Source organism: Alphaproteobacteria bacterium PA2, assembly GCA_002256425.1.
Taxonomy (GTDB): Bacteria; Pseudomonadota; Alphaproteobacteria; order Caulobacterales; family Caulobacteraceae; genus Phenylobacterium.
This window is the reverse complement of the sequence record NKIZ01000001.1, coordinates 636,684-662,954: the sequence shown is the minus strand read 5'-3', so window position 1 is coordinate 662,954 and position 26,271 is coordinate 636,684. Positions and strand designations below refer to the sequence as shown.

At 65.2% G+C, this 26,271-nt stretch carries 22 protein-coding genes; 7 read left to right on the top strand and 15 right to left on the bottom strand.

The features are described 5' to 3' along the window. Positions 1 to 12: 12 nt before the first annotated feature. Complete coding sequence (locus tag CFE28_03310) at positions 13 to 393, bottom strand: hypothetical protein (protein OYU69109.1); 381 nt, start codon at positions 391 to 393, stop codon at positions 13 to 15. A gap of 231 nt (positions 394 to 624) precedes the next feature. On the opposite strand from CFE28_03310, the gene CFE28_03305 reads away from it, so the two are divergent. Next, a complete protein-coding gene (locus tag CFE28_03305; protein ID OYU69108.1) occupies positions 625 to 1,845 on the top strand; it encodes a porin in 1,221 nt (406 codons plus the stop codon). Between the two features lie 98 nt (positions 1,846 to 1,943). Here the strand turns inward: CFE28_03305 and CFE28_03300 are convergent, their stop codons facing one another. From CFE28_03300 to CFE28_03265, 8 genes are all read right to left on the bottom strand, one after another. Continuing rightward, the gene (locus CFE28_03300) at positions 1,944 to 4,124 is read right to left on the bottom strand and encodes an isoquinoline 1-oxidoreductase (GenBank protein ID OYU69107.1); all 2,181 of its coding nucleotides are present in this window, start codon (positions 4,122 to 4,124) and stop codon (positions 1,944 to 1,946) included. 2 nt (positions 4,125 to 4,126) lie between these two features. Continuing rightward, the gene (locus tag CFE28_03295; protein ID OYU69106.1) at positions 4,127 to 4,594 is read right to left on the bottom strand and encodes a (2Fe-2S)-binding protein; all 468 of its coding nucleotides are present in this window, start codon (positions 4,592 to 4,594) and stop codon (positions 4,127 to 4,129) included. A 345-nt stretch (positions 4,595 to 4,939) separates the two neighbouring features. Continuing rightward, entirely contained in the window at positions 4,940 to 5,629 is a 690-nt protein-coding gene (locus tag CFE28_03290) for a hypothetical protein (GenBank protein ID OYU71532.1), read from the bottom strand. 4 nt (positions 5,630 to 5,633) lie between these two features. Next, positions 5,634 to 6,422, bottom strand: a complete 789-nt coding sequence (locus CFE28_03285; protein ID OYU69105.1) for a methanol dehydrogenase — start codon at positions 6,420 to 6,422, stop codon at positions 5,634 to 5,636. Next, the gene (locus CFE28_03280; protein ID OYU71531.1) at positions 6,419 to 7,081 is read right to left on the bottom strand and encodes a LemA family protein; all 663 of its coding nucleotides are present in this window, start codon (positions 7,079 to 7,081) and stop codon (positions 6,419 to 6,421) included. Before CFE28_03280 ends, CFE28_03285 begins: the two co-directional genes overlap by 4 nt. A 195-nt stretch (positions 7,082 to 7,276) precedes the next feature. Beyond that, positions 7,277 to 8,929: a peptidase M20 gene (locus CFE28_03275; protein ID OYU69104.1), complete on the bottom strand. Its 1,653-nt coding sequence runs from the start codon at positions 8,927 to 8,929 to the stop codon at positions 7,277 to 7,279. Positions 8,930 to 8,965: 36 nt separating this feature from the next. Further along, complete coding sequence (locus tag CFE28_03270) at positions 8,966 to 9,571, bottom strand: disulfide bond formation protein DsbA (GenBank protein OYU69103.1); 606 nt, start codon at positions 9,569 to 9,571, stop codon at positions 8,966 to 8,968. A gap of 11 nt (positions 9,572 to 9,582) precedes the next feature. Beyond that, a complete protein-coding gene (locus CFE28_03265; GenBank protein ID OYU69102.1) occupies positions 9,583 to 10,323 on the bottom strand; it encodes a short-chain dehydrogenase in 741 nt (246 codons plus the stop codon). A gap of 96 nt (positions 10,324 to 10,419) precedes the next feature. Here CFE28_03265 and CFE28_03260 point away from each other — a divergent pair, with 96 nt between their 5' ends. Beyond that, a complete protein-coding gene (locus tag CFE28_03260) occupies positions 10,420 to 10,878 on the top strand; it encodes a transcriptional regulator (GenBank protein OYU69101.1) in 459 nt (152 codons plus the stop codon). 593 nt (positions 10,879 to 11,471) lie between these two features. Here the strand turns inward: CFE28_03260 and CFE28_03255 are convergent. The 3 genes from CFE28_03255 to CFE28_03245 all read right to left on the bottom strand — a co-directional run bounded on the left by CFE28_03255 (position 11,472) and on the right by CFE28_03245 (position 16,436). Then, positions 11,472 to 13,574, bottom strand: a complete 2,103-nt coding sequence (locus tag CFE28_03255; protein ID OYU69100.1) for a phospholipase C, phosphocholine-specific — start codon at positions 13,572 to 13,574, stop codon at positions 11,472 to 11,474. Between the two features lie 674 nt (positions 13,575 to 14,248). Then, the gene (locus CFE28_03250; protein OYU71530.1) at positions 14,249 to 15,835 is read right to left on the bottom strand and encodes an acyl-CoA synthase; all 1,587 of its coding nucleotides are present in this window, start codon (positions 15,833 to 15,835) and stop codon (positions 14,249 to 14,251) included. 187 nt (positions 15,836 to 16,022) lie between these two features. Next, positions 16,023 to 16,436, bottom strand: coding sequence for a hypothetical protein (locus CFE28_03245; protein ID OYU71529.1), 414 nt, complete (start codon positions 16,434 to 16,436; stop codon positions 16,023 to 16,025). Between the two features lie 151 nt (positions 16,437 to 16,587). Between CFE28_03245 and CFE28_03240 the strand changes: the two genes are divergently transcribed. The 3 genes from CFE28_03240 to CFE28_03230 are packed head-to-tail and all read left to right on the top strand — an operon-like array spanning position 16,588 to position 20,762. After that, positions 16,588 to 18,477 (top strand): multidrug ABC transporter, encoded by a 1,890-nt coding sequence (locus CFE28_03240; protein ID OYU69099.1) that lies wholly within the window; start codon positions 16,588 to 16,590, stop codon positions 18,475 to 18,477. Next, positions 18,474 to 20,321, top strand: a complete 1,848-nt coding sequence (locus CFE28_03235) for a multidrug ABC transporter (GenBank protein OYU69098.1) — start codon at positions 18,474 to 18,476, stop codon at positions 20,319 to 20,321. The genes CFE28_03240 and CFE28_03235 overlap by 4 nt, the downstream gene beginning before the upstream one ends. 9 nt (positions 20,322 to 20,330) lie before the next feature. Then, positions 20,331 to 20,762: a hypothetical protein gene (locus CFE28_03230; GenBank protein OYU69097.1), complete on the top strand. Its 432-nt coding sequence runs from the start codon at positions 20,331 to 20,333 to the stop codon at positions 20,760 to 20,762. Here the strand turns inward: CFE28_03230 and CFE28_03225 are convergent. The 3 genes from CFE28_03225 to CFE28_03215 all read right to left on the bottom strand — a co-directional run bounded on the left by CFE28_03225 (position 20,755) and on the right by CFE28_03215 (position 24,313). Beyond that, positions 20,755 to 21,564, bottom strand: a complete 810-nt coding sequence (locus CFE28_03225) for an acyl-CoA thioesterase (GenBank protein ID OYU69096.1) — start codon at positions 21,562 to 21,564, stop codon at positions 20,755 to 20,757. The genes CFE28_03230 and CFE28_03225 overlap by 8 nt on opposite strands. A 309-nt stretch (positions 21,565 to 21,873) precedes the next feature. Beyond that, positions 21,874 to 23,544, bottom strand: a complete 1,671-nt coding sequence (locus CFE28_03220; protein ID OYU69095.1) for a hypothetical protein — start codon at positions 23,542 to 23,544, stop codon at positions 21,874 to 21,876. Positions 23,545 to 23,629: 85 nt separating this feature from the next. Continuing rightward, a complete protein-coding gene (locus tag CFE28_03215) occupies positions 23,630 to 24,313 on the bottom strand; it encodes a bleomycin resistance protein (protein ID OYU69094.1) in 684 nt (227 codons plus the stop codon). Positions 24,314 to 24,432: 119 nt separating this feature from the next. Between CFE28_03215 and CFE28_03210 the strand changes: the two genes are divergently transcribed. Next, positions 24,433 to 25,398, top strand: coding sequence for an NADP-dependent oxidoreductase (locus CFE28_03210; GenBank protein ID OYU71528.1), 966 nt, complete (start codon positions 24,433 to 24,435; stop codon positions 25,396 to 25,398). Positions 25,399 to 25,415: 17 nt separating this feature from the next. Next, positions 25,416 to 26,252, top strand: coding sequence for an alpha/beta hydrolase (locus CFE28_03205; GenBank protein ID OYU69093.1), 837 nt, complete (start codon positions 25,416 to 25,418; stop codon positions 26,250 to 26,252). Positions 26,253 to 26,271 lie beyond the last annotated feature (19 nt).

The following is a 26,271-nucleotide window of genomic DNA, read 5'->3' as shown; positions in this document are numbered from 1 at the left end:
TCAGGTCAGGCTTCAGCTTGCAGAGCAGACCTTGCGGCCGTCGGCGTCCACGCAGACCTTGAGGTCGGCGCCGGGGGCGACCTGCCAGGAGGTCTGGACGCTGTAGAAGCCGCAGTGGGCGCCACGGTTCCGCAGGACCGTCGAATAGGCGCTGCCCTGCTCCGAGGTCACGGCCCCGCCTGCGCCCATCAGGGCGACCGAAAGGTTCGAAACATTGATATGCGACACCGGACCCCGACGGCAGATGACGCCGCGGATACGGGCGCCTTCAGACGTCTGGACAATGCTCGGCGCATAAACAGTCAGGGCCTGGCTGCGCGAAACTGTCGCAGCCTGGACCTCGGCGGCGCCGGCCAGCAGGGAGAGGGCGGAGAGGATGGCGATGGTTTTCATGGTCGTGTCCCAATTTGAACTCTGGGCCTGAAAACAGCAAGCCTTGGGCCAGTTTCCCGTATTTCAGGGGATTTCGCACCCTGGGCATGGTTACTGTCCGATTCATCTAGGTTAGACTTCGATTCATCTTAGTTAGATTGAGATTCACTTCTCCCAAACCGTATTTTAATATCCATACCCCATTATGGGACACCAACGAGATACCATAGAAAATGGTGGGGTGTTCCAAAGATGTTCAAGTTCAATAAGAGCCAAAACACGGCCTTTAATACGCGGTTAGCGAATATTTCTACTTTCGCAATCGCATCAGCGATGCTTTTTACTGTTCCCGCTGCAGCGGCGGAAGAAGAAGCGCCCAGCCCGACTGTGGCCTTCACGGTTGACTATACGCTGGATTTTGTCGGCGCCGTTTCCGGCGGCCTGGCGAAGAAGGTCCGTCACCTCGACAACCTCGACATCGCCGCCGACATCAATCTGGATCAGGGTCTTGGCTGGAAGGGCGGCGCCCTCCACCTGGAAGTTTCCAATACCAGCGGTCAGACGCCCAGCGAGGACGCGGGCAATCTGCAGGGTGTTGACGGCAATGAGGTCGGCGCCCAACGCCTTCGCCTCTATCAGGCCTATTTCGAGCAGAGCTTCGCCGGAAACCGGGCCAACCTGCGCCTGGGCTGGTCCGACGTCAGCGGCGAGTTCGCCGTAGCCGACGCCTCGGGCTATCTGATGAACCCTTCCTTCGGCATGGCGCCTGAACTGGCCGGAAGCGGCCCTCAGGGTGCGGCGGCCTTCCCGTCGACGGCCCTGACCGCCCGCCTGTCCATCAAGCCCTCCGAAAACACCTATGGCCTGGCCGCTGTGGTCAATGCCCGGGTCGGGACATGGGGCGACCCCCAAGGTGTCGAGACCTCCTTTGATGACGGCGAACTGATCATCGCTGAGGCCGGCTGGACCGGTCGCGGCAAGGTGGCCGCAGGTCTGTGGGGCTATACAAAGAAGATTGAGGACCAGCGGGCGGTCAACGCCGCCGGCGATCCCGTCAAGCGTCGCGCCCAGGGCGTCTACGCCGTGGTCGAGCAACCCCTCAATGAACCGGCCGAAGGCGACCGCGCCGCCACCGCCTTCCTGCGGGTCGGCCTCAGCGATGGCGACACCCAGGCGCTGAAGTCCTCAGTGCAGGCCGGCGTCTCCATCGACGCCGTGGTCAAGGGCCGGCCCGACTCCAACCTGTCCATCGGCATCACCCAGGCCCATCTGGCCAAGAGCTATCGCCAGAACAGCGCCGATGCCGGTCTGCCCCTGTCTTCCGGGGAGACCGTCTTCGAACTCAGCTATTCCGACCAGATCAATTCCAGGGTCCGGGTCCAGCCTGACATCCAGTATATCCAGCGGCCCTCCGGCGACCGGACCATCAAGGACGCCGTCGTCGTCGGTCTGAGGCTGAACCTCGCCTTCTAGACTTCAGAGAAAGCTCCAAGGGCCTCTGAAGCCCGACCTCCCCGAAAGCCTCTCCAGCCCTCTCCCTTGCCCGGGGAGAGGGTTTTCTTTTGTCTGGATCAGACCTTCAGCGCGTCTTTGGTGATCGGCAGACTGCGCAGGCGTTTTCCCGTCGCGGCAAAGATGGCGTTGCACAGGGCCGGAAGGACCGGCGGCAGGGCAGGTTCACCCAGGCCGGTCGGCGGATTGTCTGTGATGTTCCAGTGCACCTCGACCGCCGGCGCCGACTTCATCCGCAGCAGGGGATAGGCGTTGAAGTTCTTCTCCACCGCGGCCCCGCCCTCAATGGTGATCTTCTGACCAAGAGCCGCCGAGAGGCCGTCAATCACCGAACCCTGGACCTGATTGACCGCGCCCGTCGGATTGATGATCTGGCGGCCGACATCCCCGGCCACCCAGACCTTTTCCACCGTGACCTCGCCATCCTCGGAAACCCTGGCCTGCACCACTTCGGCGAAATAGCCCAGATGGCTGAAGTGGAAGGCCACCCCCATGCCCTGACGGGGGCCGAGCTTGGTCTTGCCCCAACCTGACTTGGCGGCGACCAGGGCCACCACACCCTTCATCCGCCCGGGGTCATACCCGTCGCGGCCGGCCGAACCCACAAGACCCTGGTCTCCCAGGAGGTTCAGTCGGAAGGTCACCGGGTCCACCCCGGCGCTATGGGCCAGCTCGTCAATGAAGGACTGGACCACAAAGGCCAGGGCGTTTGAGCCCGGCGCCCGCAGGGGACCGGTCGGTATGCCCGAATCGATGACCGAGAGGTCATACCGGAAGTTCGGCACGAAGCGGGCCGGGAATTCCGTGGCGGCCATACCAGCGCTGCTGCCGGGCTTGCCGGCTGCGCCCAGGGTTACGAAGTGATCGTGCCAGGCTACAATTTTCCCTGACTTATCAACGCCGCCCTTCAGGTAGTGCCAACCGGCGGGACGGTAGAAGTCATGCCGCAGGTCATCCTCCCGGGTCCACAGCAGCTTGACCGGCGCCCCGGCTTCCCGGGCGATCCAGGCGGCCTCGACCATGTAGTCGTTGGCCAGCCTGCGGCCAAAGCCGCCGCCGCAACGGGTCATGTGGATGGTGATGTCGTCGGGCTTGAGTCCAAGGGTCTTGGCCACCAGCTGGCGACCGGATTCCGGGTTCTGGGTCGGCGCCCAGATCTCCATCTTGCCGTCCTTGAACTGGGCGGTGCAGTTCTGCGGCTCCAGGGGAACGTGGGCGATGAAGGGATAGGCGTAGGCCGCCTCCACCGTCGAGGCTGCGCCCGCAAGACCTGCGGCGACATCACCCTCGTTCCGCTCGGTGCGCAGGGGCGCCCCCTTGGCCAGGGCGTCCGCCTGGGCGTTGAAGCCCGCCGTGGACTGCTGGGCCGTGGGGTGATCCTGCCACTTGATGTTCAGCTTGTTGCGACCCTGCCGGGCCTGCCACCAGCTGTCGGCGATCACAGCGACGCCTGGCATCAGTCCGCTCAGGTCCTGTCCGCCCTCGACCACGAAGGCCTTGCGGACACCCTTGACCGCGCGGGCCGCGTCCAGGTCGGCGCCGGCCACCGAGGCCCCGAAGACGGGCGCCTTTTCAAAGGTGGCGTAGAGCATGCCCGGCACGACCACATCTATGCCGAACAGGGGCTTGCCGCGGACAATGGCCGCGGTGTCCACCTGGGGCTTGGACTTGCCGATGATCTTGTAAGCCTTGGGGTCCTTCAGGACGATGGACTTGGGATCAGGCTGGGCCTGGGCCGCGGCCTGGACCGCCAGGGCCCCATAGGTCGCCGACCGCTTTGTCGCCTTGTGATGCACCACACCGGACGCCGTCGTGCACTCCGCCGCGGGAACCTTCCAGTTGGCGGCGGCGGCGGACACCAGCATGGCCCGGGCCGTGGCGCCCACCTTGCGCAGCTGGTCCCAGTGCAGGGGCGTGGCCATGCTGCCGCCGGCGAACTGGCGACCATAGACTGTGGGATTGTTGTCGGCCTGATGGGTGCGGACCTGACTCCAGTCCACGTCCAGCTCTTCGGCGATGATCATGGGCAGGGAGGTCTTGATCCCCTGGCCGATCTCCGGGTTCTTGGCGACTATGGTCACCACATTGTCCGGAGCAATGGTCACATAGGCGTTGATGACGCCGGGCGCGGCGCCATCGGCCTGCACCTTGCCGGCGACAGCGAAGCTCAGCACCAGACCGCCAGCGGCCGTGCTGACCTGGACGAACTGGCGCCGTGAAAGTTCTGTTCCGTCAGCCATGATCAGACTCCCGCCTTCTGGCCCGAGGCCTTTTTGATGGCTGCGCGGATGCGTGTGTAGGTGGCGCAGCGGCAGATATTGCCATTCATGGCCGCGTCGATCTCGGCGTCCGTTGGCTTGGGCGTCTTGGTCAGCAGGGCCGTGGCCGACATGATCTGGCCGGGCTGGCAATAGCCGCACTGGGCCACGTCCAGTTCTTCCCAGGCCGCCTGGACCTTCTGGCCGATGGCGGAGGCCTCGATGCCTTCAATGGTGGTCACCTTGCCGGCGCCGACCCGCTCCACTGGTGTGGTGCAGGAACGGACCGGAACCCCGTCAATGTGGACAGTGCAGGCGCCGCAGGAGCCAATGCCGCAACCGAACTTGGGGCCGAGGATTCCCAGGCTGTCCCGCAGGGCCCAGAGCAGGGGCGTACCCGGTTCGACATCGGCCTCCTGGGCCTTGCCGTTCACATTCAGACTGTAGGTCATCTCGCCTCTCCCTGCCCAAGTTTGCGCGGCGAATCCTACCTGCGCCAGCGCGCCAAGACCAGCGGCCGTTCGCTTGCCGAAGGTCGGAGTCGCAGTGTTTTGGATTTGCCGGATTCGCCGCGCCCTATGACCTGGATACCGGCCTCCGCCGGTATGACCGGGGGTGGGGGAACGGCCGCGTCCACTTGAAAGGCTCAGAGGCATCCACATCCTCCGGTCACCCCGGCGGAGGCCGGGGTCCAGTTCGTAAGGCTCTGACCTTGATCAGAACCCGAGGCGTAGCCTCTCCGGAAGCACTGCGCCCTATGACCCGGCCTTCGCCGGTAGGGCCGGGGCCAGCAAGGGTCAGGGGATTATCACCACCGAATCCGGCAGTTCATTGGGGTTGTCGCCGGGTATGGCCGGGAAGTGCTCGGTCAGGATCTCGCCGCACATGCCGATGGCCTGTTCAAAGCCCTCGGCGGGCCTGCCGGCCTTGATGCCCGAGATCAGCCTGGACATGGCCTCATCCCAGACCTTGGGGTCCACCTTGGCGGCGATCCCTTCATCGGCGATCAGCTCGGCCTGGTGTTCGCGGGTCGAAACAAAGATCAGAATGCCGGTCCGCTCGCGGGTGGCGTGCAGACCCTTGGCGAAGAACTGTTCCTGGGCCCTGCGCCGGACACGCTCACGCTTGAGACTTCTGGGTGTCAGGAAGCGTCGAACCGGGGGAATGGAGGCCACAATGGCCACCACTACGAACAGCACGGCCTGCAGCATGATCGCGCCAGCCACCGCCATCCGCGCCGCCGTCTGGGTCACCTCGCCCACCTGGTCCGAGGTCCAGCCCTGATTGAACAGGTCCGGCACGGTCACGTGTATGCCGCCCGCCAGCAGGATCGCGGGCGCGGCCAGGGCGGCGAGGGCGGCCCAGGCGATTGGCACCTCCCGGTAGTCCGAGCATTCATTGGCCACGACGCAGAAGATTTCCCCACGGGTGGAGTTTTCCGCCGTCGCCACGGCCGCGGAGATTTGCCTGAGATCCTGTTCGTTCAGCACGTCACCAACTCCCCGAAGATCCGCCGCCGCCGAAGGACCCGCCACCGCCGGAGAATCCGCCGCCGCCGCCGCCCCAATCGCCACCGCCGCCACCGCCACGCCCGCCGCTCAGCAGGATCAGGGGCAGCCACCAGAGGCCGCTGCCGCGACCGCCCAGGCCGCGCAGTATGCTGCTGATCACCCAGAAGGCGATGAGCAGGACCAGAAAGGACGGGATGTGACCCTTGCTGTCACTCTCCGCGGGGACTTCGGCCGCCTTGGCGACCACCGCCTTGGCCTCGTCCTCTGGCAGGGCCAGCTGATCGATGATGGCGCCGGCGCCCGAGACAATGCCCTGTTCGATATTGCCGGCGCGGAAGTCCGGCAGGATCCTGGACTGGATGATGTTGGAGGTCAGGGCGTCGGTGAGGACCGGTTCGAGACCGTAACCGACCTCGATCCGGACCTTCCGGTCATTGGGGGCGATCAGCAGGATGACGCCGTCATTGCGGGTCTTGTCGCCAATCCCCCAGGTCCGGCCCAGCTGATAGCCGTAGTCCTCGATGGGATAGCCCTGCAGGTCAGGAATGGTGGCGACCACCATCTGGCGACCGGTCCTGGCCTCAAGGGCCTCCAGCCTGCCGGTGAGGTCCTTCTGGGCCTCCACCGACAGCAGGTGGGCGTCGTCCACCACCCGCCCGGTGAGGGGCGGGAATTTCGGCGCGGCCAGGGCCGCCCCGCTGAGGACGAAGGCGAAGGCGGCGAGGACCGCGACGGCGATCAGGCCGCGCGGTCCCTTCAAGGGTTTCATTTGGGCGGTGCGGAGCCGGGCGCCACGGGCGGCGTGGTCGGGGCGAAGCTGACGCTGGGCGCCGACTGTGCCGAGGCCGAGGCCGAGAACATCTGCATGGGCTTGGAACCCTGGTGCGCCAGGGCCCAGATCGAGTTCGGGAACAGCTTGAACTCGAGGTTATAGTCTCGGACGGACTCGTTATAATCGCGGCGGGCGATGGTGATCCGGTTCTCGGTCCCCTCAAGCTGCGACTGCAGGGCCAGGAAGTTCTGGTTGGACTTCAGGTCCGGATAGTTCTCCTGGATCATCATCAGACGACCGAGAACCCCGGACAGCTTGTCCTGGGCCTGGGAATATTGGGCGAACTTGGCCGGGTCGGTGATGGTCGAGGCGTCGACCTTGACCTGGGTGGCCGAGGCGCGGGCCTGGGTCACTTCCACCAGCACGCCCTTTTCCTGGGCGGCATAGCCCTTCACGGTTTCCACCAGGTTCGGGATCAGGTCGCTGCGGCGCTGATACTGGTTCTGCACCTCGGCCCACTGGGCCTTGGCGCGCTCTTCCTTGGTGGGAATATTGTTGATGCCGCAGCCGGCCAGCAGGGCCGGAATCAGGGCGATCATGGCGACGCGCGCGAGGCGCTGACGGAATTTCGACAAGGCTATGGCTCCCCAAAGCATAAGCCGCGACGGCGCGGCTGGCCAATATGTGGCCCCGTCCAGCGCGCGGTGCAATGGGGCGGCGTATTTCCTTACCGCGTATTCATGCGGAGCTGGATGTACCGCGCCACCGGACATGTCGTGGGCCTTCATGGCGATGGTCAGATCGGCGCGGATGCGGGCCTTGAGGGTCTCGGCGGGTGAGGCCATGACGCCCTACCGCCGCGCCGCAGCCGAAGCATCGCGGGTCGCCTTGAATTCATTGCCCGGCTTCCATTCCGGCCAGGCGCGGGAGGTGGCGATCCTGCGGCCGATCACATAGATCAGGTCCACATCGGCCGCCGCGCCGCGCAGGTCCCAGTCCGGGCTCCAGGCGTCGCAGGCCTTGTGATAGCAGTTGGCGGTATAGTCATTGACCCACTTGTCCCCGGCGGCCCGACCGCCCGTGACCAGGTCCGGTCCGCCGCCCAGGCCCATCATCAGCAGGGCGGGCACCCCCTTTTTCGCCAGGGAGAAATGGTCGGCGCGGAAGGCCAGACCCTTCTCGGGATGGGCGTCCGGCGTGACGGTGCGGCCCTTGGCCCTGGCCGCCGCGATCAGCTCATCGTCAAGCTGGCTCTGGCCATAGCCCACCAGCACCACATCCCGTGAGGGTCCGGCGGTCTGCAGGACGTCGAGGGTCAGGTTGGCGGCCATCTTCGTCAGGTCGGTGGTCGGATTGACCCCATAGAATTCCGAACCCAGCAGGCCCCGCTCCTCGGCGGTCCAGGCGGCGAAGTAGAGGCTGCGATCGGTGCGCGGCGCGGCCTTGAAGGCCCGGGCCAGTTCGATGACCCCGGCCACCCCGATGGCGTCGTCGGCGGCGCCGGGTCGGATGGTTTTGCCCGCGGCGTCCGGCGCGCCGATGCCATAGGCGTCCCAGTGGGCGGCGAACATGACCGACTCCGCCGGTCGCTTCGCCCCGGTCAGCTTGCCGATGACATTGTGGCTGACCACCTGGGTGTGGGCGACCTTGAAGTCGGCGTTGAACCTGCTTGAAAGGGTCACAGGCTGGAAGTCCGCCCGCCGGGCCCTGGCCTTCAGGGCGTCGAAATCCAGGCCGTCCTGGCTGAGCAGGCGCCGGGCGGCCTCGCCGGAAATCCAGGCCTGGAATTTCAGGCGGGCCCTGTCGGGATCGGCCCGGACAATGTCGAAGCCCTCGCCGCCCGCCGCCATGACCGTGGACCAGCCATAGCCGGCGCCCGGGGTCTCGTGGATGATCAGGGCCGCCACGGCGCCCCGGCGGACCGCCTCGTCATACTTGTAGGTCCAGCGGCCGTAATAGGCCTCGGCCTGACCACCGAACTTACCCGCCACAGCCTCGCCAGGGGCGGCTTCGAAGTCCGGGTCGTTGATCAGGATGACGGCGACCTTGCCCTTCAGGTCCACGCCCTTGAAGTCATCCCAGTCCCGCTCGGGGGCGGTCACGCCATAACCCACAAAGACCAGGGGGGCATTTTCAATGCTCACCCGGTCCACAGGCAGGAGGGAAATGCCGGCAATGTCCGCGCCCAGGACCAGGGTTGCCGCCGCCTCTCCCGAGGTCAGGCTGAAGGTCCCCTTGGGATCCACCTGGGTCTTCAGCAGGGGCACGGCCTGCAGATAGCTGCCCCTGGGCCCGCCGGGCTCCAGTCCCAGGGCTTTGAACCGGGCGGTCAGATAGTCGAGGGTCTTGACCTCCCCCGCCGATCCCGGCGCCCGGCCTTCGAACTCATCCGAAGCCAGGACCCTGACCATGTCCGACAGCCGGGCCGGGTCGGTGGCCGCCCCGGCGCTGGAAACCAGGGCCGTCGAGGCCAGGAGCAGGGCGAAGGCGGCGGGACGAAGCATGGGGATACTCTTCAGGAAGAACGGATCCCCTCCAGCCTAGCCCTTCATGACCTCTTCCTCCACCTGTCCCAGGCGTTCCTTGCCGAAGAAGATTTCGTCGCCGACGAAGAAGGTCGGAATGCCGAAGGTTCCCCTGGCCGCAGCCGCATCGGTATTGGCCGCCAGCTCAGCCTTGACCTCGGGGTCCTGGGTGGCTTCGAGAATGGCCCTGGCGTCCAGGCCTGCGGCGGTCAGGACGGCAGCGGCGACCTCCGGATCATCCATCTTCTGGCCGTCTTCCCACAAGGCCTTGAGCACGGCTTCCAGATAGGCGTCCCCCACCCCCATCCGACGGGCGGCGACCAGGCCGCGCATGATCAGCAGGGTGTTGACCGGAAAGTGGGGGTTGAAAGCGAACTTGCTCAGGCCGTGTTTGGCCACGAACCGCCGGGTCTCCAGGCTCTCATAGGCCAGCTTGCCCTTGATATTGCCGAAAGCCATGTTCGGCGCCTGGTTGCCGGTGATCTTGAAGATGCCCCCCAGCAGGCAGGGGATCAGGTTGATCTTCGCCCCGGTCCGCTCTGCGATCTGCGGCAGGACCTTCCAGGACAGATAGCCATTGGGGCTGCCGAAATCGAAGATGAAGTCGATGGTGCGCGTCATGGGGTGTCTCCTCACCAGGTCTCTGACCAGGGCCGCAGGTCCAGTTCATGGGTCCAGGCCGAGCGTTGTTGGTTGTGCAGCCAGACATAATTGGCGGCGATCTGTTCGGGCTTCAGAATGGCGTCGGCCTCCAGCAGGCCCTCCACATCGGTGCGGTTGGCCCGGGTGAAATTGCCGTCAATGGCGCCGTCCACCACCACATGGGCCACATGGATCCCCCTGGGACCCAGCTCCCGGGACATGCTCTGGGCCAGGGCCCTCAGACCGGCCTTGGCGGCGGCGAAGGCTGCAAAGCCGTCCCGGCCGCGGATCGACGCCGTGGCGCCGGTGAAGAGGATGGTGCCCCTGCCCCGCGGCCCCATGACCCGGGCCGCCTCGCGCCCCGCCAGGAAGCCGGCGAAGCAGGCCATTTCCCAGACCTTGGTGAAGACCCGCGAGGTGGTCTCGACAATGCCGAACCGGACATTGGCCCCGATGTTGAAGACCACCACCTCCAGGGGCCCGACCTCGGCCTCGATCCTGTCGAACAGGGCGATGACCTCGCCCTCCTCCCGGGCGTCGACCCCGAAGGCGTGGGCGGTTCCGCCGGCGGCGCGGATCTCTTCGGCCAGGCCGTCCAGCTGGTCGAGATTGCGGGCGCGCCTGGTCATGCAGACGGCATAGCCTTCGGCGGCGAAGGCCTTGGCTATGGCGCCGCCAACCCCTTCGCCCACCCCGACCACAAGGCATGCGCCCCTGGAAACTGATGTCATGTCTCTGTAATCCTTATCAGTCTTTTTTCGAGACTAACCTCTCCTTGAATCCCGACGCCGTCAATGCGAGTTTTGATCCCCTCACGGAGATGCGCCATGAAATGGGATGATCTGGCCGCCCAGCCCTGTTCCGTCGCCCGCACGGCGGCGGTGATTGGTGACCGCTGGACCCTGCTGATCCTGCGGGACTGCTTTCTGGGGGTGAAACGATTCGCCGACTTCCAGGCCCGGCTGGGCATAGCCCGCAGCATTGTCACCGCCCGGCTGAACCTGCTGGTGGAGGAAGGCGTCCTGGTCCGCCAGCCCTATCAGGCCCTGCCGGCCCGCTACGAATACCGCCTGACCGACAAGGGCATGGACCTGCACGACATCGTCCTGGCCATTGTCGCCTGGGGCGACCGCTGGCAGTCAGGCCCCGAAGGTCCGCCCTACTGGCGCCGCCACAAGGCCTGCGGCTGCGACTTCCGCCCCATGACCGTCTGCTCGGTCTGCAGCGAGGTGGTCACCGCCCGGGACGTGGAGATCCGGGAGAATGAGGGGCTAGATCATCAGTAGAGCCGCGCCGCTGTGCGTAGGAACGGTGATACCCTTGCGGCCAAGGAAATCGATGTCGACCCGAGTTTTCCTACGGGACATACACGAGATGCACGCTGAATTTATATCGGCCGTCTTGCTCAGTAATTTTTAGGTGCAATACTAGATCGCTGCGCCCCTCTTCGATTGTAAATAAATCAACGATAGCAACCCAGTACCCGCCATCCCAAATACATACAGATGATTGCCAGGTCTCTTCTGGAAGTGAAACCAGAGAGCATTCATACTTTTTGATAATTCTCTCTATGATGCTTGCTGTGCTGATGTCGACGGGGTCCACATCCGGAACGTCCGTCAAATTGTATCGATGCTGCCTAAATTCTTCGACGATCTGGATTATCGTGGGTCGCCACGCAGTCGGAATGGGACGTTCGCAATCATCTTTGAAGATTTCTTCTGGCTCAATCAAAAGCTCTCGCTCCAAACCAACACAACTCACACTAGATTCAAATGCCAGCCTTTGCCAAGACCAGCGATATGAAGTGAGTCTAGGCCTACCCAGGCCCGTCATGCGGTTGGCAATCAGAACGCGCAGGGATCCGACGAGCTTCTCGTTAAACCGCCAGCACCGCCGCGCCCCCAAGGGCCGGGTCGCTGATGCTGTCGCGGCCGGTTTCCAGGCGGCCGGCGAGGCGGCGGCGCCAGTCGGGGCGTTCGGGGCTGATGAGGGCCAGGTCGTACCAGCCGCCCAGTCTGGAGAGGGTCCAGGTTTGCGACTTGCGCTCGCCGGGGGCCAGGCTTGTCCGCCAGGGCTTCAGGGCCGCGCCATAGTTGGGCGATGAACTCACCAGGGAGAGGGCTTCCGTGGTCGGATTGGTCACGGTCAGGGTCAGCTTGCCCGAAGCCTTGTCGCAGGCCGTGACGACCGTCAGTCCGCCCTTGGCGCCGCCTTCGAAGCGACGGTGGAAGCCGTTGGGACCTGTGACCCAGAGGTCATGAGCCTCGCCCATCCAGTCGCCGGTCAGGGACCTGCCGGCCGACACCGTAAAGCGGCGGGGAACGGCGGAAAGGTTGCGGCGGTCATAGACCTGGAAGACGGCGGCGGCCTTGCCGGTATTGCGGAAGGTCAGGCGCACCCCGCCTTCAACGGGCGCAAGATCAGTGGCCAGTTCATAGGGCAGGGCCCGGGAGGGTCTGGTTCCCTCGGCCTGGACCGGGGCCGTGATGGTGGTCGGGGTCGGAGGGCGCGTGGTCTTGGTCAGGGCCTTGGCCTTCGCCGCGGCCTCGACGGTGGCGGGCAGTTTCGGTTTCTGACCGGCCCGATTGGGGGCGGCGAAGTTGAAGGCTGTGGTCAGGTCGCCGCAGACCTCGCGGCGCCAGGGGGTGATGTTGGGCTCAGCTACGCCGAACCTGGCCTCCAGGAAGCGGATCACCGAGGTGTGGTCAAAGACCTGGGAATTCACATAGCCGCCCCGTGACCAGGGCGAGATGACATACATGGGCACCCGGGGGCCAAGGCCATAGGGCCGGCCCATCAGGTCTGCCCGCTCGGCGCCGGATTCAGGGCGGCTGCGGACCTTGTGATGCTCGCCCGCCAGGTCGACCGTTGAACCGCCCAGCAGGGCGCCGTCTGCGCCAAGGGAAGGCGGGGCCGGGGGCGGCATGTGGTCGAAAAAGCCGTCATTCTCGTCGAACATGACCAGAAGGACCGTCCTGGCCCAGACCTTGGGGTCAGCGGTCAGGGCGTCGATCACCTGGGCGGTATAGTCGGCGCCCTGGGCCGGGCTGGAAGGGCCGGGATGCTCAGAGGCTGCAGCGGGCGCGATGATGAAGGAGACCTGGGGCAGTTCGCCCGCCAGGACATCGGCCTTCAGCCGCTCCAGCTTCTGGGTGGTCATGCCCCGGGCGGCGAGATCAGGGTCTGATCCGGGCGTCTTGCCATGGGCGTCGCGGAAGCTCTGGAACCCGGCCAGGGGATTGTCGGTGAAGTTGTCGGCCATGTCCTGGTAGTTGCGCCAGGTGACGCCAGCCGCCTGCAGCCGCTCCACATAGGTGGTCCAGCGATAGCTGTCGGCGGCGCCGCCATCCTTGGGGAGGCTGTCATGGGTATTGGCCATGACCGGCCCGCCCTTTTCGCCCTCGGGGTTGATCCCGCCGGCCCAGAGGAAGACCCGGTTGGGATTGGTGCCCGACTGGATTGAGCAGTGATAGGCGTCACAGACCGTGAAGGCGTCGGCCAGGGCGTACTGGAACGGAAGGTCCCCCTGATCAAAATGTCCCATGGAGTGTTCGGTCTTGAAGGCCGGCCAGCGGTCCATCCGGCCTTCATTCCAGGCGTCCTGGGCATTGGGCCATAGGTGGGGCGTGCCCTCGACCCGCATGTGCGCAAAGGTCTGGCGGGTGTTCAGGGCGAAGGGGGCGATCAGGGCCGGGCCCTTGGCCTTGGGGCTGTTGGCCTGGACCCAGACGGAAGCAGACTTCCTGTCGCCCAGATCGGGCACGGGAATGGGGAAGCGGTCGCCAAAGCCTCTGACCCCGGCCATGGCCCCGAAATAGTGATCGAAGCTGCGGTTCTCCTGCATGAAGATCACCACATGTGCGACGTCCCTGATCGTTCCGGATTGAACGTCGGCGTCTATGGCGCGGGCCCGGGCAATGGCCGGGAACAGGGCGGCTCCAGCAGCCCCGGCGGTCAGCAAGCTTCGTCTGTCGATCATGTCATCACCCCTGCGCCTCAACCTCTAATGGCGCAAGATCGCAGGGGTGTGACAAGGGAAAACAGATCACATCAGATCTGGCGGGTGCGGCCGCTAAAAACAGGGTCAGAGTCGAAAGGCTGAGTGCGGTCCTGGGGCCCATGGAACCCGGCGCCGCAAACGTGATTCACTCGAAACCAATCGTATAGGCTTCGAACGGAAAACTTCCATTTCCGGCTAAGATCAAATTCTCTTCTCCCATAATCAACAATCCACCTTTTTCAGTAAAATCCTTCAAAAGTGAAATAGATAGGCGAACTGCTAAAAATAGTGCTTGAAAAGAATCTACCCCATGCTGATCAGATAGATGATCATAAAGCGGATGTACAGAAATCGAACATGCCCAATCATCCCGACCAATTTGATAAGGCGCACCAATTTCTACAGTAACGGGAAAGTATTCTCCCTCAACACGACACCCCTTGAGAGAGAGTTTCGCAACAACAGCGTCCATGGCTCTCCTCGCCATTCGATTGACTCAGAGTCGCCGGCTAACGCCCGAACTGGCGAAAGCGAGGACTGAGGAACCTAAACGACAAGAGGTCCACAAGAGCTCCTCAGTCGCCCTCGAGTCCAGTCCTCCGCTCCGAATCCAACCCGTCCATCGGGCCATACGTCAGTGAGCTTAGACCACACTAGATCTGACGGGTGCGGCCTTCCCAGTAAGGCGCGCGGACCTTGTTGCGCTGGATCTTGCCGGCCTCTGAACGGGGCAGTTCGGTGACGAAGTCCAGGCTGCGGGGCACCTTGAAGGAGGGCAGGCTGCGGCGTCCGAAGTCGAGGATTTCCTGGGCCAGCTGGTCCGAGGGCTCATAGCCCGGCTTCAGCAGGATGACGGCCTTGACCTGCTCGCCCCACTCGTCGTGGGGAATGCCCACCGTGGCGCTGTCGGCCACGGCGTCGTGCTTGATCAGCTCGTTGTCGACTTCCTGCGGATAGATGTTCACCCCGCCGGAAATGATGGTCTCGGCATTGCGGCCGGTGAGGAAGAGATAGTCGTCCTCATCGAAATAGCCGACATCACCCATGGTGAAGAAGCCGTCCACCCGGCTGGCATTGGTCTTGGCCTCGTCCTTGTAATAGGTGAAGCCGCCGCCCGGAGGCAGCTGGTGATAGATGCCGCCGGCCTGGCCGTTGGGCAGGTCATTGCCGTTTTCGTCGAGGATGCGGACCTGCAGCAGCTGCGGCCGCTTGCCGACACTGCCGGGCTTCTTCAGCCACTCGTGGGAGTCGATGGTGAAGCCGGCGCCGCCTTCCGAGCCCGCATAGTATTCGCTGAGCTTGGGGCCGAACCACTCGATCATGGCGTGCTTGACCTCGGGCGGACAGGGCGCCGCGCCGTGGACGATGTAAGTCACGTGATCCACCGGATGGCGGGCCTTGACCTCATCGGGCAGGGCCAGCAGGCGCTGGAACATGATGGGGACCAGGTGGAAGTGGGTGACCCGCTTCTCGGCGATGGTGCGCAGGACCAGCTCGGAGTCCCATTTGTCGATGAAGATCAGGGGCACGCCGGCGCCCAGGGCGGCGCTGATGTCGAAGGCCAGGGGGGCGGCGTGATAGGCCGGGCCGGCGCACATCTGGACCGAGGTCTGATGGTCATAGCCGCGCATGGCGTACAAGGCCTGGGGGGTGATGGCGACATTGGGGCGGTAGACGCCCTTGGGGCGGCCCGTGGTGCCCGAGGTGTACATCATCTGGTTGCCGAGGACCGGGTCGTCGATGTCGGAACCGTCCTGGCCGGCGATGGCGTCGTTATAGCTCTCGAAGCCGTCGATCGGGCCGCCGACCGCCAGCTTGATCTGGACATCGGGGCAGGTGGCGGTGGCCGGGCCAACCGTGGCGACCCGGGCCTCGCCGACCACGATCTTGGCCTCGCAGTCCTGGATGATGTAGGCGATTTCGTCGGTGGTCAGGTGCCAGTTGACGGGGGTGAAGCGTAGGCCGGCCCGGCGCGAAGCCTGAAGGGCCTCGATGAACTCGACCCGGTTCGAACAGACCACGGCGATGGAGTCGCCGGCCTTGATCCCGCGGCTGCGGAACAGGCGGACCAGCTTGTTGGCGTTGGCGTTGACCTTGGCGAAACTGTGGGCGGTTCCGTCCGGATCATAAACGGCGGTCCTGTCGCCCTGGACCCTGGCCCAGACCGCGCCGGTCATGCCGACCAGGCCCGCGGCCTCCAGTTCGTCAATCAGACTCTGACCGTTGTTCAAATCGCCCATCTCAAATTCCTCCCGACGCCGCCTCATGTCGTGCAGCGTTTGATTTCAAACCTGGAGAGGAGTTTTCCGGGGGTCAGCGCAGAGCGCAATATGCTCGGCGGCAGGGGCCCTCGCCTCTCCGGGTCTCACCATGACAGGGGCGAAGCGGATCGACAACGGGCACATGGAACCCGCCGGACGGAATTCGTCAGGCGGGGCGTTTGGCCGACCACCGCCAGACGAAATATCCCAGGGTGCAGCCCGCCGCCGTGACGAAGGTTCCCCAGGCGATGTCGGCGATGGTGATGTGGGTGGCCCAGACCTTCAGCGTCGCCTGGTTGGTCAGGTCATAGGTCGCATAGGCGAAGGCGCCCAGCATGGCGCCCTTGCCCGCTGCCTGCCGCCAGGACCCGGCCTTGCCCGCCGGAACGACGGCCATGACCACGAGGCCCAGAATGTAGATCAGATAGAAGGCCATGGCCGCGACCAGATTGACCTCATCGGCCAGGACAGGGTCGAGGGTCGGACGGTAGAGCAGGCGGTTGGCGTTGGTCAGCCAGACCAGATCAATGGCCAGAAAGCCAAGGCCCGTGCCCAGATAGGTCAGAAGGTATTTGATCACGGCGGGCTCCAACAAGTTTGAGCGAAGTCTTACCTACGTTGCAAACGGACGGAAGGATGCGGTGAGAATCGCCGCAGGCGTCAATTCCCGACTGGCGCCCGGGAGATGACGGCGCCAAACTCGGCGCCATACAGATTTGACGGATTTATTCATGAGTAGTTCCCACCCCTCCGGAGGGGGTGCGGCGTCGACTGGGTCCATGGAATTTTCCACGGAGTCAAAGGTTGACGCCAAGGCCATGCCGCGGGTCCTGCAGCGGATCATGGGCAGGGCCCTGCGCTATCCGGGATTGTTAAGCTTCGCCATTCTCTGCACCCTGGGCTCGTCCCTGGCGAGCCTGGCCCTGCCGCGCCTGTTCGGCCTGGCCGTTGATCAGGCTCATCACCTGCTGACCAGCACGGGCGCCGCTCCGGAGGCGGCCCGCAAGGCCCTGTGGATCAGCGCCGGCCTGATCATCGCCGCAACAACAGTCCGTGGCCTCCTGACCATGCTGTCGGGCTATTTCGGAGAGTATCTCAGCCAGAAGGTTGGCCATGACCTGCGCCTGCAGTTCTTCCAGCATTTGCAGAGACTGCCCTTCGGCTTTCACGACCGCATCCATTCCGGCGACCTGATCACCCGGGGCATGCTCGACCTGGAGGGCGCCCGGGTCTTCATCCAGGGCGGGCTGATGATGGTCCTTTCCCTGGCCCTGCTGCTGGTCTTCGCCGGCTGGCAGATGCTGCACACCGACCTGACCATGGGCCTGATCGGCCTGGCCTTCGTGCCCATCGCAGCCGGCGCCCTTGGCCGCATGGGCTTCCTGCTGCGGGTCACCTGGTTGAAGTTCCAGGAGCTGATGGCGATCCTGACCCTGACCATGGAAGAGAACCTCCAGGGCATCCGCGTGGTCCGCGCCTTCGCCGGCAAGACCTTCGAACTGATGAAGTTCGATCAGGCCTCCATCGACGCCCTCAGCTATTCCTTCAACCGCATCACCCTGCGTCTGCGGGCCGTGGCGGTCATGCAGGTGAGCTTCAACGCCTCCATGGTCGGGATCATCTGGTATGGCGGCCACAAGGTCGCCGCCGGAACCATGACCGTCGGGACCCTGACTTCCTATCTCGGCTACATGTCCCTGCTGCAGGGACCGGTCCGGCAGATCGCCATGATCTTCAACGCGGCGGCCCGCGCCACGTCCTCCGGCGGCCGCCTGTTCGAAATCCTCGACCTGGTTCCGGAAATCGCCGACGCCCCGGATGCAAAACACCTGACGCCGACAAAGGGTGTCCTGGCCTTCGAACATGTGGATTTCGGCTATGCGCCGGGGGGCAAGGCCGTCCTGTCCGACATCAGTTTCGAAGTCCGCCCTGGCAGGACCCTGGGCATTGTCGGACCTCCGGGCTCGGGCAAGTCGACCCTGGCCAACCTGGTTCCCCGCTTCTACGACGTGACAGCTGGCCGCATCACGATTGACGGGATCGACGTCCGCGACGTGACCCTGGCCTCCCTGCGGGAATATGTCGGCCTGGTCCAGCAGGAGGCCTTCCTGTTCGACTCATCCATCGGCCACAATGTGGCCTATGCCGATCCCTGGGCCGAGGAGGACAGGATCGTCGAGGCGGCCCGGGTCGCCAACATCCATGACCATATCGCCGGCCTGCCCGAGACCTATGAGACCCGGATCGGCGAACGGGGGGTGGCCCTGTCCGGCGGCCAGCGCCAGAGGATGAGCATTGCCCGCGGCGTGGTTCCTGGGCCCGGCGTCATGATTTTCGACGACTCCACCGCCGCCATCGACGCGGTCACCGAACGACGGGTCCGGGACGCCCTGGCCCAGGCGACGGCCACGAAGGCGACCCTGATCATCGCCCATCGCCTGTCCTCCCTGATGCACGCCGACGAGATCATCGTTCTGGACGAAGGCAGGATCGTCGAGCGTGGCGACCATGCGACCCTGCTGGCCAATGGCGGGATCTATGCCGACCTCTATGAGCTCCAGTCCCGGTCAGACGCGAGCGCCACCCTGGACGACGACGCCCCGGCGGGAGTTCCGGCATGACCGACGCCCCGAAACGCAAATCGCCCCGCGCCTCACTGGGCAGTTCCGAAGGTGATGACATCTTCGGAACCTTCGATGTGGCCATCGCCCAGAGGTTCCTGGGCTATCTGAAGCCGCACCGGAAGACCCTGTTCGCCGCCCAGGCCGCCGTACTGATTTCGGCGGGCTGCCAGGTCCTGATCCCGAAGCTGACCGGTGAAGCAGTCAAGCACGCGGTAGGCCATCAGGTCGCCGCCCTGGACCAGACCCTGGTGATCTTCGGCGCGGCGGCGGCGGCCTACGCCCTGTTCTTCTTCGTCGGCGAGTGGCTGTCCTCCAGGATGGCCCAGCAGGTGATCTTCGACATCCGGCGGGCCATGTTCTCGCACTTCCAGGATGTCTCGCTGAGCTTCATGGACAAGACCCATGTGGGTCGGATCATGGCGCGACTGCAGGGGGACGTGAACGCCCTGCAGGAATTCCTCGACACCATGAATGGCGCCGTGGGCGACGCCGTCACCCTGATCGGCATTACGATCGTCCTGCTGTCCACCGACCTGAAGCTCGGCCTCCTGACCCTGACCGTCCTGCCGGCCCTGATCGCCGTCCGCGCGGTCTGGCTGCCCTATTCCAAGAAGAGTTTCCGCCACGCCCGCGACGCCTCGTCCGCCACCAATTCAGCCCTGGCCGAAAACATCAACGGCATCCGTACGGTCCAGGAGACCCGGCGGGAGGCGATGAATTTCGACCTCTACAAGGTCAAGGCCGAAGAGAACTTCCGGGCCCAGAACGCCGCCTCCTGGATGACCCAGATCATGGTTCCGACCGTGGACATCCTCACCGGCCTGGCCATCGCCGTGGTGGTGGTTGTGGGCGGTCAGGCCGTGCTGGGCGGCCGGATGGATGTGGGGGTCATGGTGACCTTCATCCTCTATGTGCAGAGGTTCTTCGAGCCGGTCCGCCTGCTGAGCATGCAGTACACCATCATGCAGAGGGCCATGGCCGCCGGTCACCGGATCTTCGAGGTGATCGACGTACCGGTGACCATTGCCGACAAGCCCGACGCCATAGACCTCAAGGACGCCCCGGCCACGGTGGAGTTCCGCAATGTGACCTTCGGCTATGACCCGGCCCGGCCGATCCTGCACGACATCGACCTGATCGTCCGCCCGAAGGAAGTGGTCGCCCTGGTAGGCCCCACGGGATCGGGCAAGACCTCGATCATCGCCCTGACCCACCGGTTCTATGAGGTCGACAAGGGGCAGATCCTGGTGGGCGGCCATGACGTACGGGACATCAGCCTGGACAGCCTGGGCAGGACCATCGGCATGGTCCTGCAGGAGCCCTTCCTGTTCACCGGCACCATCGAGCAGAACATCCGCTACAACACCGACGCCACCCGCGAGCGGATCATCGAGGCGGCCAAGGCGGTCAGCGCCCATGACTTCATCATGCGATTGCCCGAGGGCTATGACACGCCGCTCGGCCAGCGGGGCCGCAACATTTCCATGGGCCAGCGCCAGCTGATCTCCTTCGCCCGGGCCCTGGTGGCGGACCCCCAGATCCTGATCCTCGACGAGGCCACCGCCAACATCGACAGCTTCACGGAAATGGCCATCCAGAAGGCCCTCAAGGTACTGTTCGCCGGCCGGACCTGCATGGTCATCGCCCACCGCCTGGCCACCATCCGCGACGCTGACCGGATCGTCGTCCTGCAGCAGGGCCGGATCCTGGAGCAGGGCAGCCATGATGTCCTGATGAAGACCGGCGGACTCTATTCCCACCTCTACACCTCGGCCCACGCCTCCTTTGACGATCAGGTGGTGGCCGTTACCGGCGACGCCGAATTCGCCACGCGAACCTGAGGACAGGGCATGGCTGACAAACCCAGAAATGGCGTGATGCTGATCCTGCTGGGGGGCGGCCTGGCGGTGATGACCCATCTGCGGCCCCAGGGCCTAAACGTGCCGCCGGTCATCATGGACGCCCTATGCCTTGCCATCGTCTCGGCCGGGGGCGCCATACTGCTCGGCGCCAGCGGGAGGCCGCGCCTGCGGGCCTGGGCCATGGCCCTTTGCCTGATCACCCTGACGACCGGGCCTGCCTGGATCGCCCTCGGACCTGGCGGACGCAGCTGCAATGCCGGGACCAGCGCACCCTTTTCCGCCGCCGTCATGAGCGGCCGGGAAAAGGTTCAGGGCCTGGGGTGCCGGGTGGCCTTCGGCTTCGGCGGGCTGATCCTGGCCGGCATGGCGGTGGCCGCCGTGGTCATGGCGGTCCGGACCAGGCCCACAGCGACTACTTAAACCAGCAGAGCTGCTCGGTGGTGGCCAGCAACCGGCCGTCACGGCTCCACAGGGTGGCGGCCTGATCGAAGAACCCGCTTTCGAACCGCCGGGCCGAGGCCTGGGCCAGGATGAAGTCCCCGCCGATCGCCGCCAGCTCTTCCTGGGTGGCATGGAAATAGATGGTCATAGACACGGTGGAAACCGGCCGGCGCTCGGTGATCCGGTAGAAGATGCGCGGCACGAAGACGTCGGCGAGAGCCGCCAGCAGGGGATAGTCCAGGGGCCGGGCCTGGGCGTCGCGTATCCAGGCCAGGGTTTCAGTGGAAACGTCCGGCTGGAGGGGCATTTGTGTCGTGACGTAACGGCTCTCGAACATGGCGCCGAACGAGAGCCCCGCGCGGCGGGGCGGTTCAGGCAGGCTCTCCGGGGGCGGCGCCTCGGGGGCGGAGATTTCGTGGGTGGCCAGGGTGTCGCGCCTCTGGCCCAGGGTGACCATGGCCATGGCCGCCGGGGCCCCGCCCTGCACCAGCTCCGAGGTCCAGAACTCCATGGACCGGCCCTGACGGGCAGGCCGGGTGATGAGGGTCAGGGGGTCTTCGCTCAAACCCCCCATGAGATTCACCGTCATGGCCACCGGGGTTCCGGCGTGATCGGCTTCAGCCAGGACCGCCTTGAGCAGCAGGGCTACGGTCCAGCCGCCCCAGGGGCCGATGGCGTTCCAGTAGCGCTTGTCGATCTGGCTGGACCATTGGCGGTCCCCTGCGGGGGACAGGATCAGGCTTGAATCAAAATCGCTGGAGGCGGCCTCGGGCGCGCTCATGAAAACCTCAATGGAAAATCGGGCGCGAAGGGGCGCGGAAAGCCGGTCTTAGAAAGCAGACACGAACTCGGTGCAAGCCCCCCGGAAAGGGACGGAACATCGTCCCCCGATGTTCCGTCCCCCGGGAGCAGAGCAGCGACCCTATGGGAAGGTTCGCACGCTCCGTCAGGGCGCTGACAGGTCAGCATCCCTTTTCTCTTTTCACTTATGCGACGGCCCAGGGTCGCCCATCCTCCATGGCCCAGCCAGGCGATGGCGGCATGACGCAAATGGACTATTGCGGCGATTTCCCTGCCATGGGCCGGCCGTTCAGGCGGCCGCGTGCCGCAGGATCTGATCCCAGACCTTCACCGCCAGCAGGTGACCGACGCCGGGAAAGACCTTGAGGTCATAGGGCTTCTCGCCCAGGAATTCCTGCAGGTCGGAAAGCGGTGCGAACTGGTCGTCAGCCCCGTGCCAGACCGTCAGGGGCGCAGCCAGGGCCACGGGCGTCAGGTTTCCGCCCCGGTGGAAGGCGCGGATCTCATCGGTGGAGCCCTTTGCGGTCCTCGCCAGGCATTCCGACACATAGGCGGCCATGTAATTGACCATCCACGGGCTGTCTTTGAGCAGGGCGCGGTCGCCGGGCGAATTGGTGGTCGCTGTCCGGATCATGCCTTCGATCAGACCCGCGGAAAGCCGGATGCGCAGTATGGTGTAGAAGGTGTCCAGGACCCAGGGATGGGCCTCGAGCCGGGCGCGAAACCGGGTCATAAGGGAGCTGGCCCTGGAGGTCGGTCGGGGCGGTCGACCTGAGCAGAGCAGTATGCTTCTCACCCGGCTGCCCAGATGGATCCCCGTGGTCAGGGCCGAGGCGGCGCCCGACAGAATGGCGGCGATGCGGATGTCGGTCAGACCCAGCTGATCACAGAGTTCGGCCATATCTTCGGCGACGGCGTCAAAGCTGTAGTCCGGATGGGGGTCGGACTGACCAAAGCCCGGGCGCTCGGCGCTGATCACCCTCAGGCCCAGCTGGGCGGCGAGGACCTGGGCGCCCTCGGGCAGGAGGCTGGAGCCAAGCCCCTCATGGAAAAGCAGCAGGTTACGCCCCTGGGGAACGCCATATTCGCGATAGGCCAGCCTGCGCCGGTCCGGCAGGGTGACGAAGCGGATCTCCGGGGTGGCTCCCGCCTGGCCAGGCGACAGCTCGCCCAGCGCCCCGGATACCTGGGATAACTCGGTCAGGGCCCGGATGAGGTCACTCTGACGCTTGAGGCCCAGCTTGTCGAAGACGGCGCGCAATTGGTTGCGCACGGTATTGATGCTCACCGAAAGCTCGTCAGAGGCGTCCTTGAGGGTCTTGCCCTCCCGAAGCAGGGCGGCGAGGCGGATCTCGGCAGGAGTCAGTCCGAAGCTCTCCCGAAGGGTCGACCACATCCGACCCGTCTCCTCCGGAGCCGGAAACATCAGGACCAGAGCCTCCGAGAGGGGGATGGGCGACACCACTTCCCCGAACATGCCCGGCGGAACCAGGGCGCCCTGGGCCACATAGGCGAAACAGGGACCCGCCTCTCCCGCCCTTTCGAACTTCAATATGACCTGACCCTGATTTGCAGAGCGGGCCTGGGCCAGGGCGTCTGCGAGGACCGGGGCATTGTCGGGGTCCGTGAAGGACAGTCTGGTCCCGGTCTGAACCTGGGCCAGCCCGTTATGGCAGATGGCCTGGGCCGGGGCGTTGAGGGCGACGACCTCGCCTGTCCGGTTCAGCAGGATCCAGCCGATCTGCGAGGCCGGCCTGGGTGGCGGCGGACCGCCCTCGCCCGGCCGCTGGACCAGGCGGGCGATTTCCATGCTGTGGGCCAGGCCCCTGACCGCCTCCTCCGGAGGAAGATCCTGTCCCGCCTTGTCCTCAAGGATTTCGAACAGCTGCGGCCATCCACCGGGGTCAGCGGCGATCTGGTACATGGCCTCCACGACCAGTGCGATATCGGCCTCGTCCATGGGGACGGATCAGTCCTTCAGCAATTGCAGATTACCGCACCGTCTTCGCGGGACGGGGGGCAAACATCAACCCCTGTCGCCTGTTTCAAATTGCCCCAACGAGGGAGGCCCGCTGGGACAGCTCGATCCAGTTGCCGTCAGGGTCGCGGACCATGGAGATCCGCGCCGTGGTTCCAAGGGTGGTGGGCGGCATGGCCTCGCGGCCGCCCGCGGCCAGGACCCTGGCGTGCTCGTCATCCACCTTGAAGATCTGGAAGGTGATGTAGCGCCAGCCCCGACCGGTCATGCCGGCGTCGGAGGGAGCGTCCGGGCTTTCGTCCAGCAGGAGCAGGGTCTCGCCGGCCCGGAAGGCTGCCCCTGACTCCCGGGGCTCTTCGGCCAGGCCAAGGGCTTCGGCATAGAATTTCCGGTGGGCGGCGATGCTGCGCACGGCCATGCGTATGCCGATCTGGGTGACGCCCTCATGGCCGGGCGGAACCAAGGTCACCCGGTTGCCTTCAGGATCCAGCAGTGGCCGGGGCGTCGTCAGGCCATCCCGGGCGACGAGCAGTTCGCGATAGCCGCCAGGCGGCGCATCGACGATGGGCGTTTCCTGGTGGTTGATCTTGAGGACAGACCCAAGGGCGTCGTGGCGATGCTGATTGTGCCCCCGCCGCACCTTGAGCAGGTGGTCAAAGGGTATGCCTGCCTCACCCTGCCAGAAGGCCAGCATGGGTTCGATGTCATTGGTGGCGAGGCCGATATCGACCTGTTGTTTGGCGAGATTCATGTGAGCGCCCCCCTTGGAACAATCGGGACCTGAGACTCGGACTTGCCCCCGAACCTAGGCCGTGAGAAGTCGTGGTCCAAACAATTGTTTGAGCCAATATGTGGTCCTGGGAGGGCGCGATGAAGGCAGCTGTCTATTACGAGAACGGTGGCCCCGAAGTTCTGAAGTACGAGGAGGTCCCGGACCCCCAGCTTCACCCCAAAGGCGTCATCATCAAGGTCGAGGCCATCGCCATTGAAGGCGGCGACACCCTCAGCCGCTGGCGGGGTCAGCTGGTCACCCGGCCGCACATTGTCGGTTATCAGGCCGCCGGCGAAATCATCGAAGTTGGCGCCGAGGTTCACCACCTGCATGTGGGCCAGAAGGTCGCCACCCTCAACTCCATCGGCAGCCACGCCTCGCTCCGAGCCGTGCCGGCCCGCAATTGCTGGATCGTTCCTGACGGCTATGACCTGAAGAAGGCCGCCGCCATTCCGGTGACCTTCGGCACGGCCCATGACTGCCTGTTCGAATTCGGCCGCATGCAGAAGGGCGAGACCGTCCTGATCCAGGCCGGCGCCAGCGGCGTCGGCGTCGCCGCCATCCAGCTGGCGAAACGCGCGGGCGCCGGCCTGATCCTGGCCACTGCCTCCTCGGACGCCCGGCTCGAGCGCCTCAAGCCCCTGGGTCTCGACCATGGCATCAACTATGCCGAAAAGGACGTGGTCAAAGAGGTCATGCGCCTGACCGACAACAAGGGCGCAAATGTGATTGTCGACTCCGTCGGCGGCCCCACCCTGCAGGGCTCGATCAACAGCCTGGCCTATCGCGGCCGGGTCTCCATGGTCGGCGCTGCAGGTCGCGAGCCCATGGTGGTGGATGTCGGCTCGATGATGGGCGGCAACCGCACCCTGTCCGGGGTCTTCCTGGGCGCTGAAATCGGCACGGATCGCGTCCACGACAATATCCAGCAGCTGATCGAAGACGCTGCAAAGGGCGAGCTGGAAGTGGTCATCGACAAGGTCTTCTCCCTGTCTGACGCCGCCGCCGCCCACGCCTATATCGAAAGCCGCGCCGCCGTCGGCCGCGTGGTCATGGTGCCCTAGGCCAGAAGGAAACGCACATGCCGACCACCCGGAACGGCGCCGTCGAGATCAATTACGAGAGCTTCGGCGATGACGGCGCGCCGACCGTGCTGCTGATCAATGGCCTCGGGTCCCAGATGACCCGCTGGCCGGAGGCCTTCTGCGCCCTGCTGACCGCCCGGGGCTATCGGGCCGTGCGGTTCGACAATCGCGACACGGGCAAGTCCACCTGGTTCCAGCCGGGGGACAAGTACAGCCTGTCCGACATGGTCGCCGACGGCATGGCGGTGCTGGACGCCCTGGGCGTGCGGCAGGCTCATGTGGCGGGGGTCTCCATGGGCGGGATGATCGCCCAGCTGACGGCCATCGAGCACCCTGACCGGATCCTGTCCCTGACCTCCATCATGTCGGCGACGGGCGCAGCCGGCACCCTGGATCCCAGACCCGAAGCCGGGGCGACCCTGACGGCGGTCCCGCCGGATCCGGCGACGCACTACGAGGCCTATCTGGACCATGCCGTCGCCAGCGCCACGACCATCGGCAGCCCTGGCTATCCCTGGCCAGAGGGCGGCCTGCGCGCGAGGGCCGCGGCGGAACACGCCAGGGCCTACAACCCCACCGGCTCGGCCCGGCAGATGGGCGCCATCCGCGGCGACGGCGATCGGACGGAACGGCTGGGCAAGCTGACAATCCCGGCGGTGATCCTGCACGGGGCCGATGACCCGCTGGTGCAGCTGGCGGGCGGCGAGGCCACGGCCAGGGCGATTCCAGGCTCTGAACTGCGCGTCATTCCCGGCATGGGCCACGACATGCCCCCCGCTCTCTACGACATCTTCCTCGACGCCATTCTGGCGGCGGCGACCAAGGCCAACTGATCAAGACCATAAAAGGATT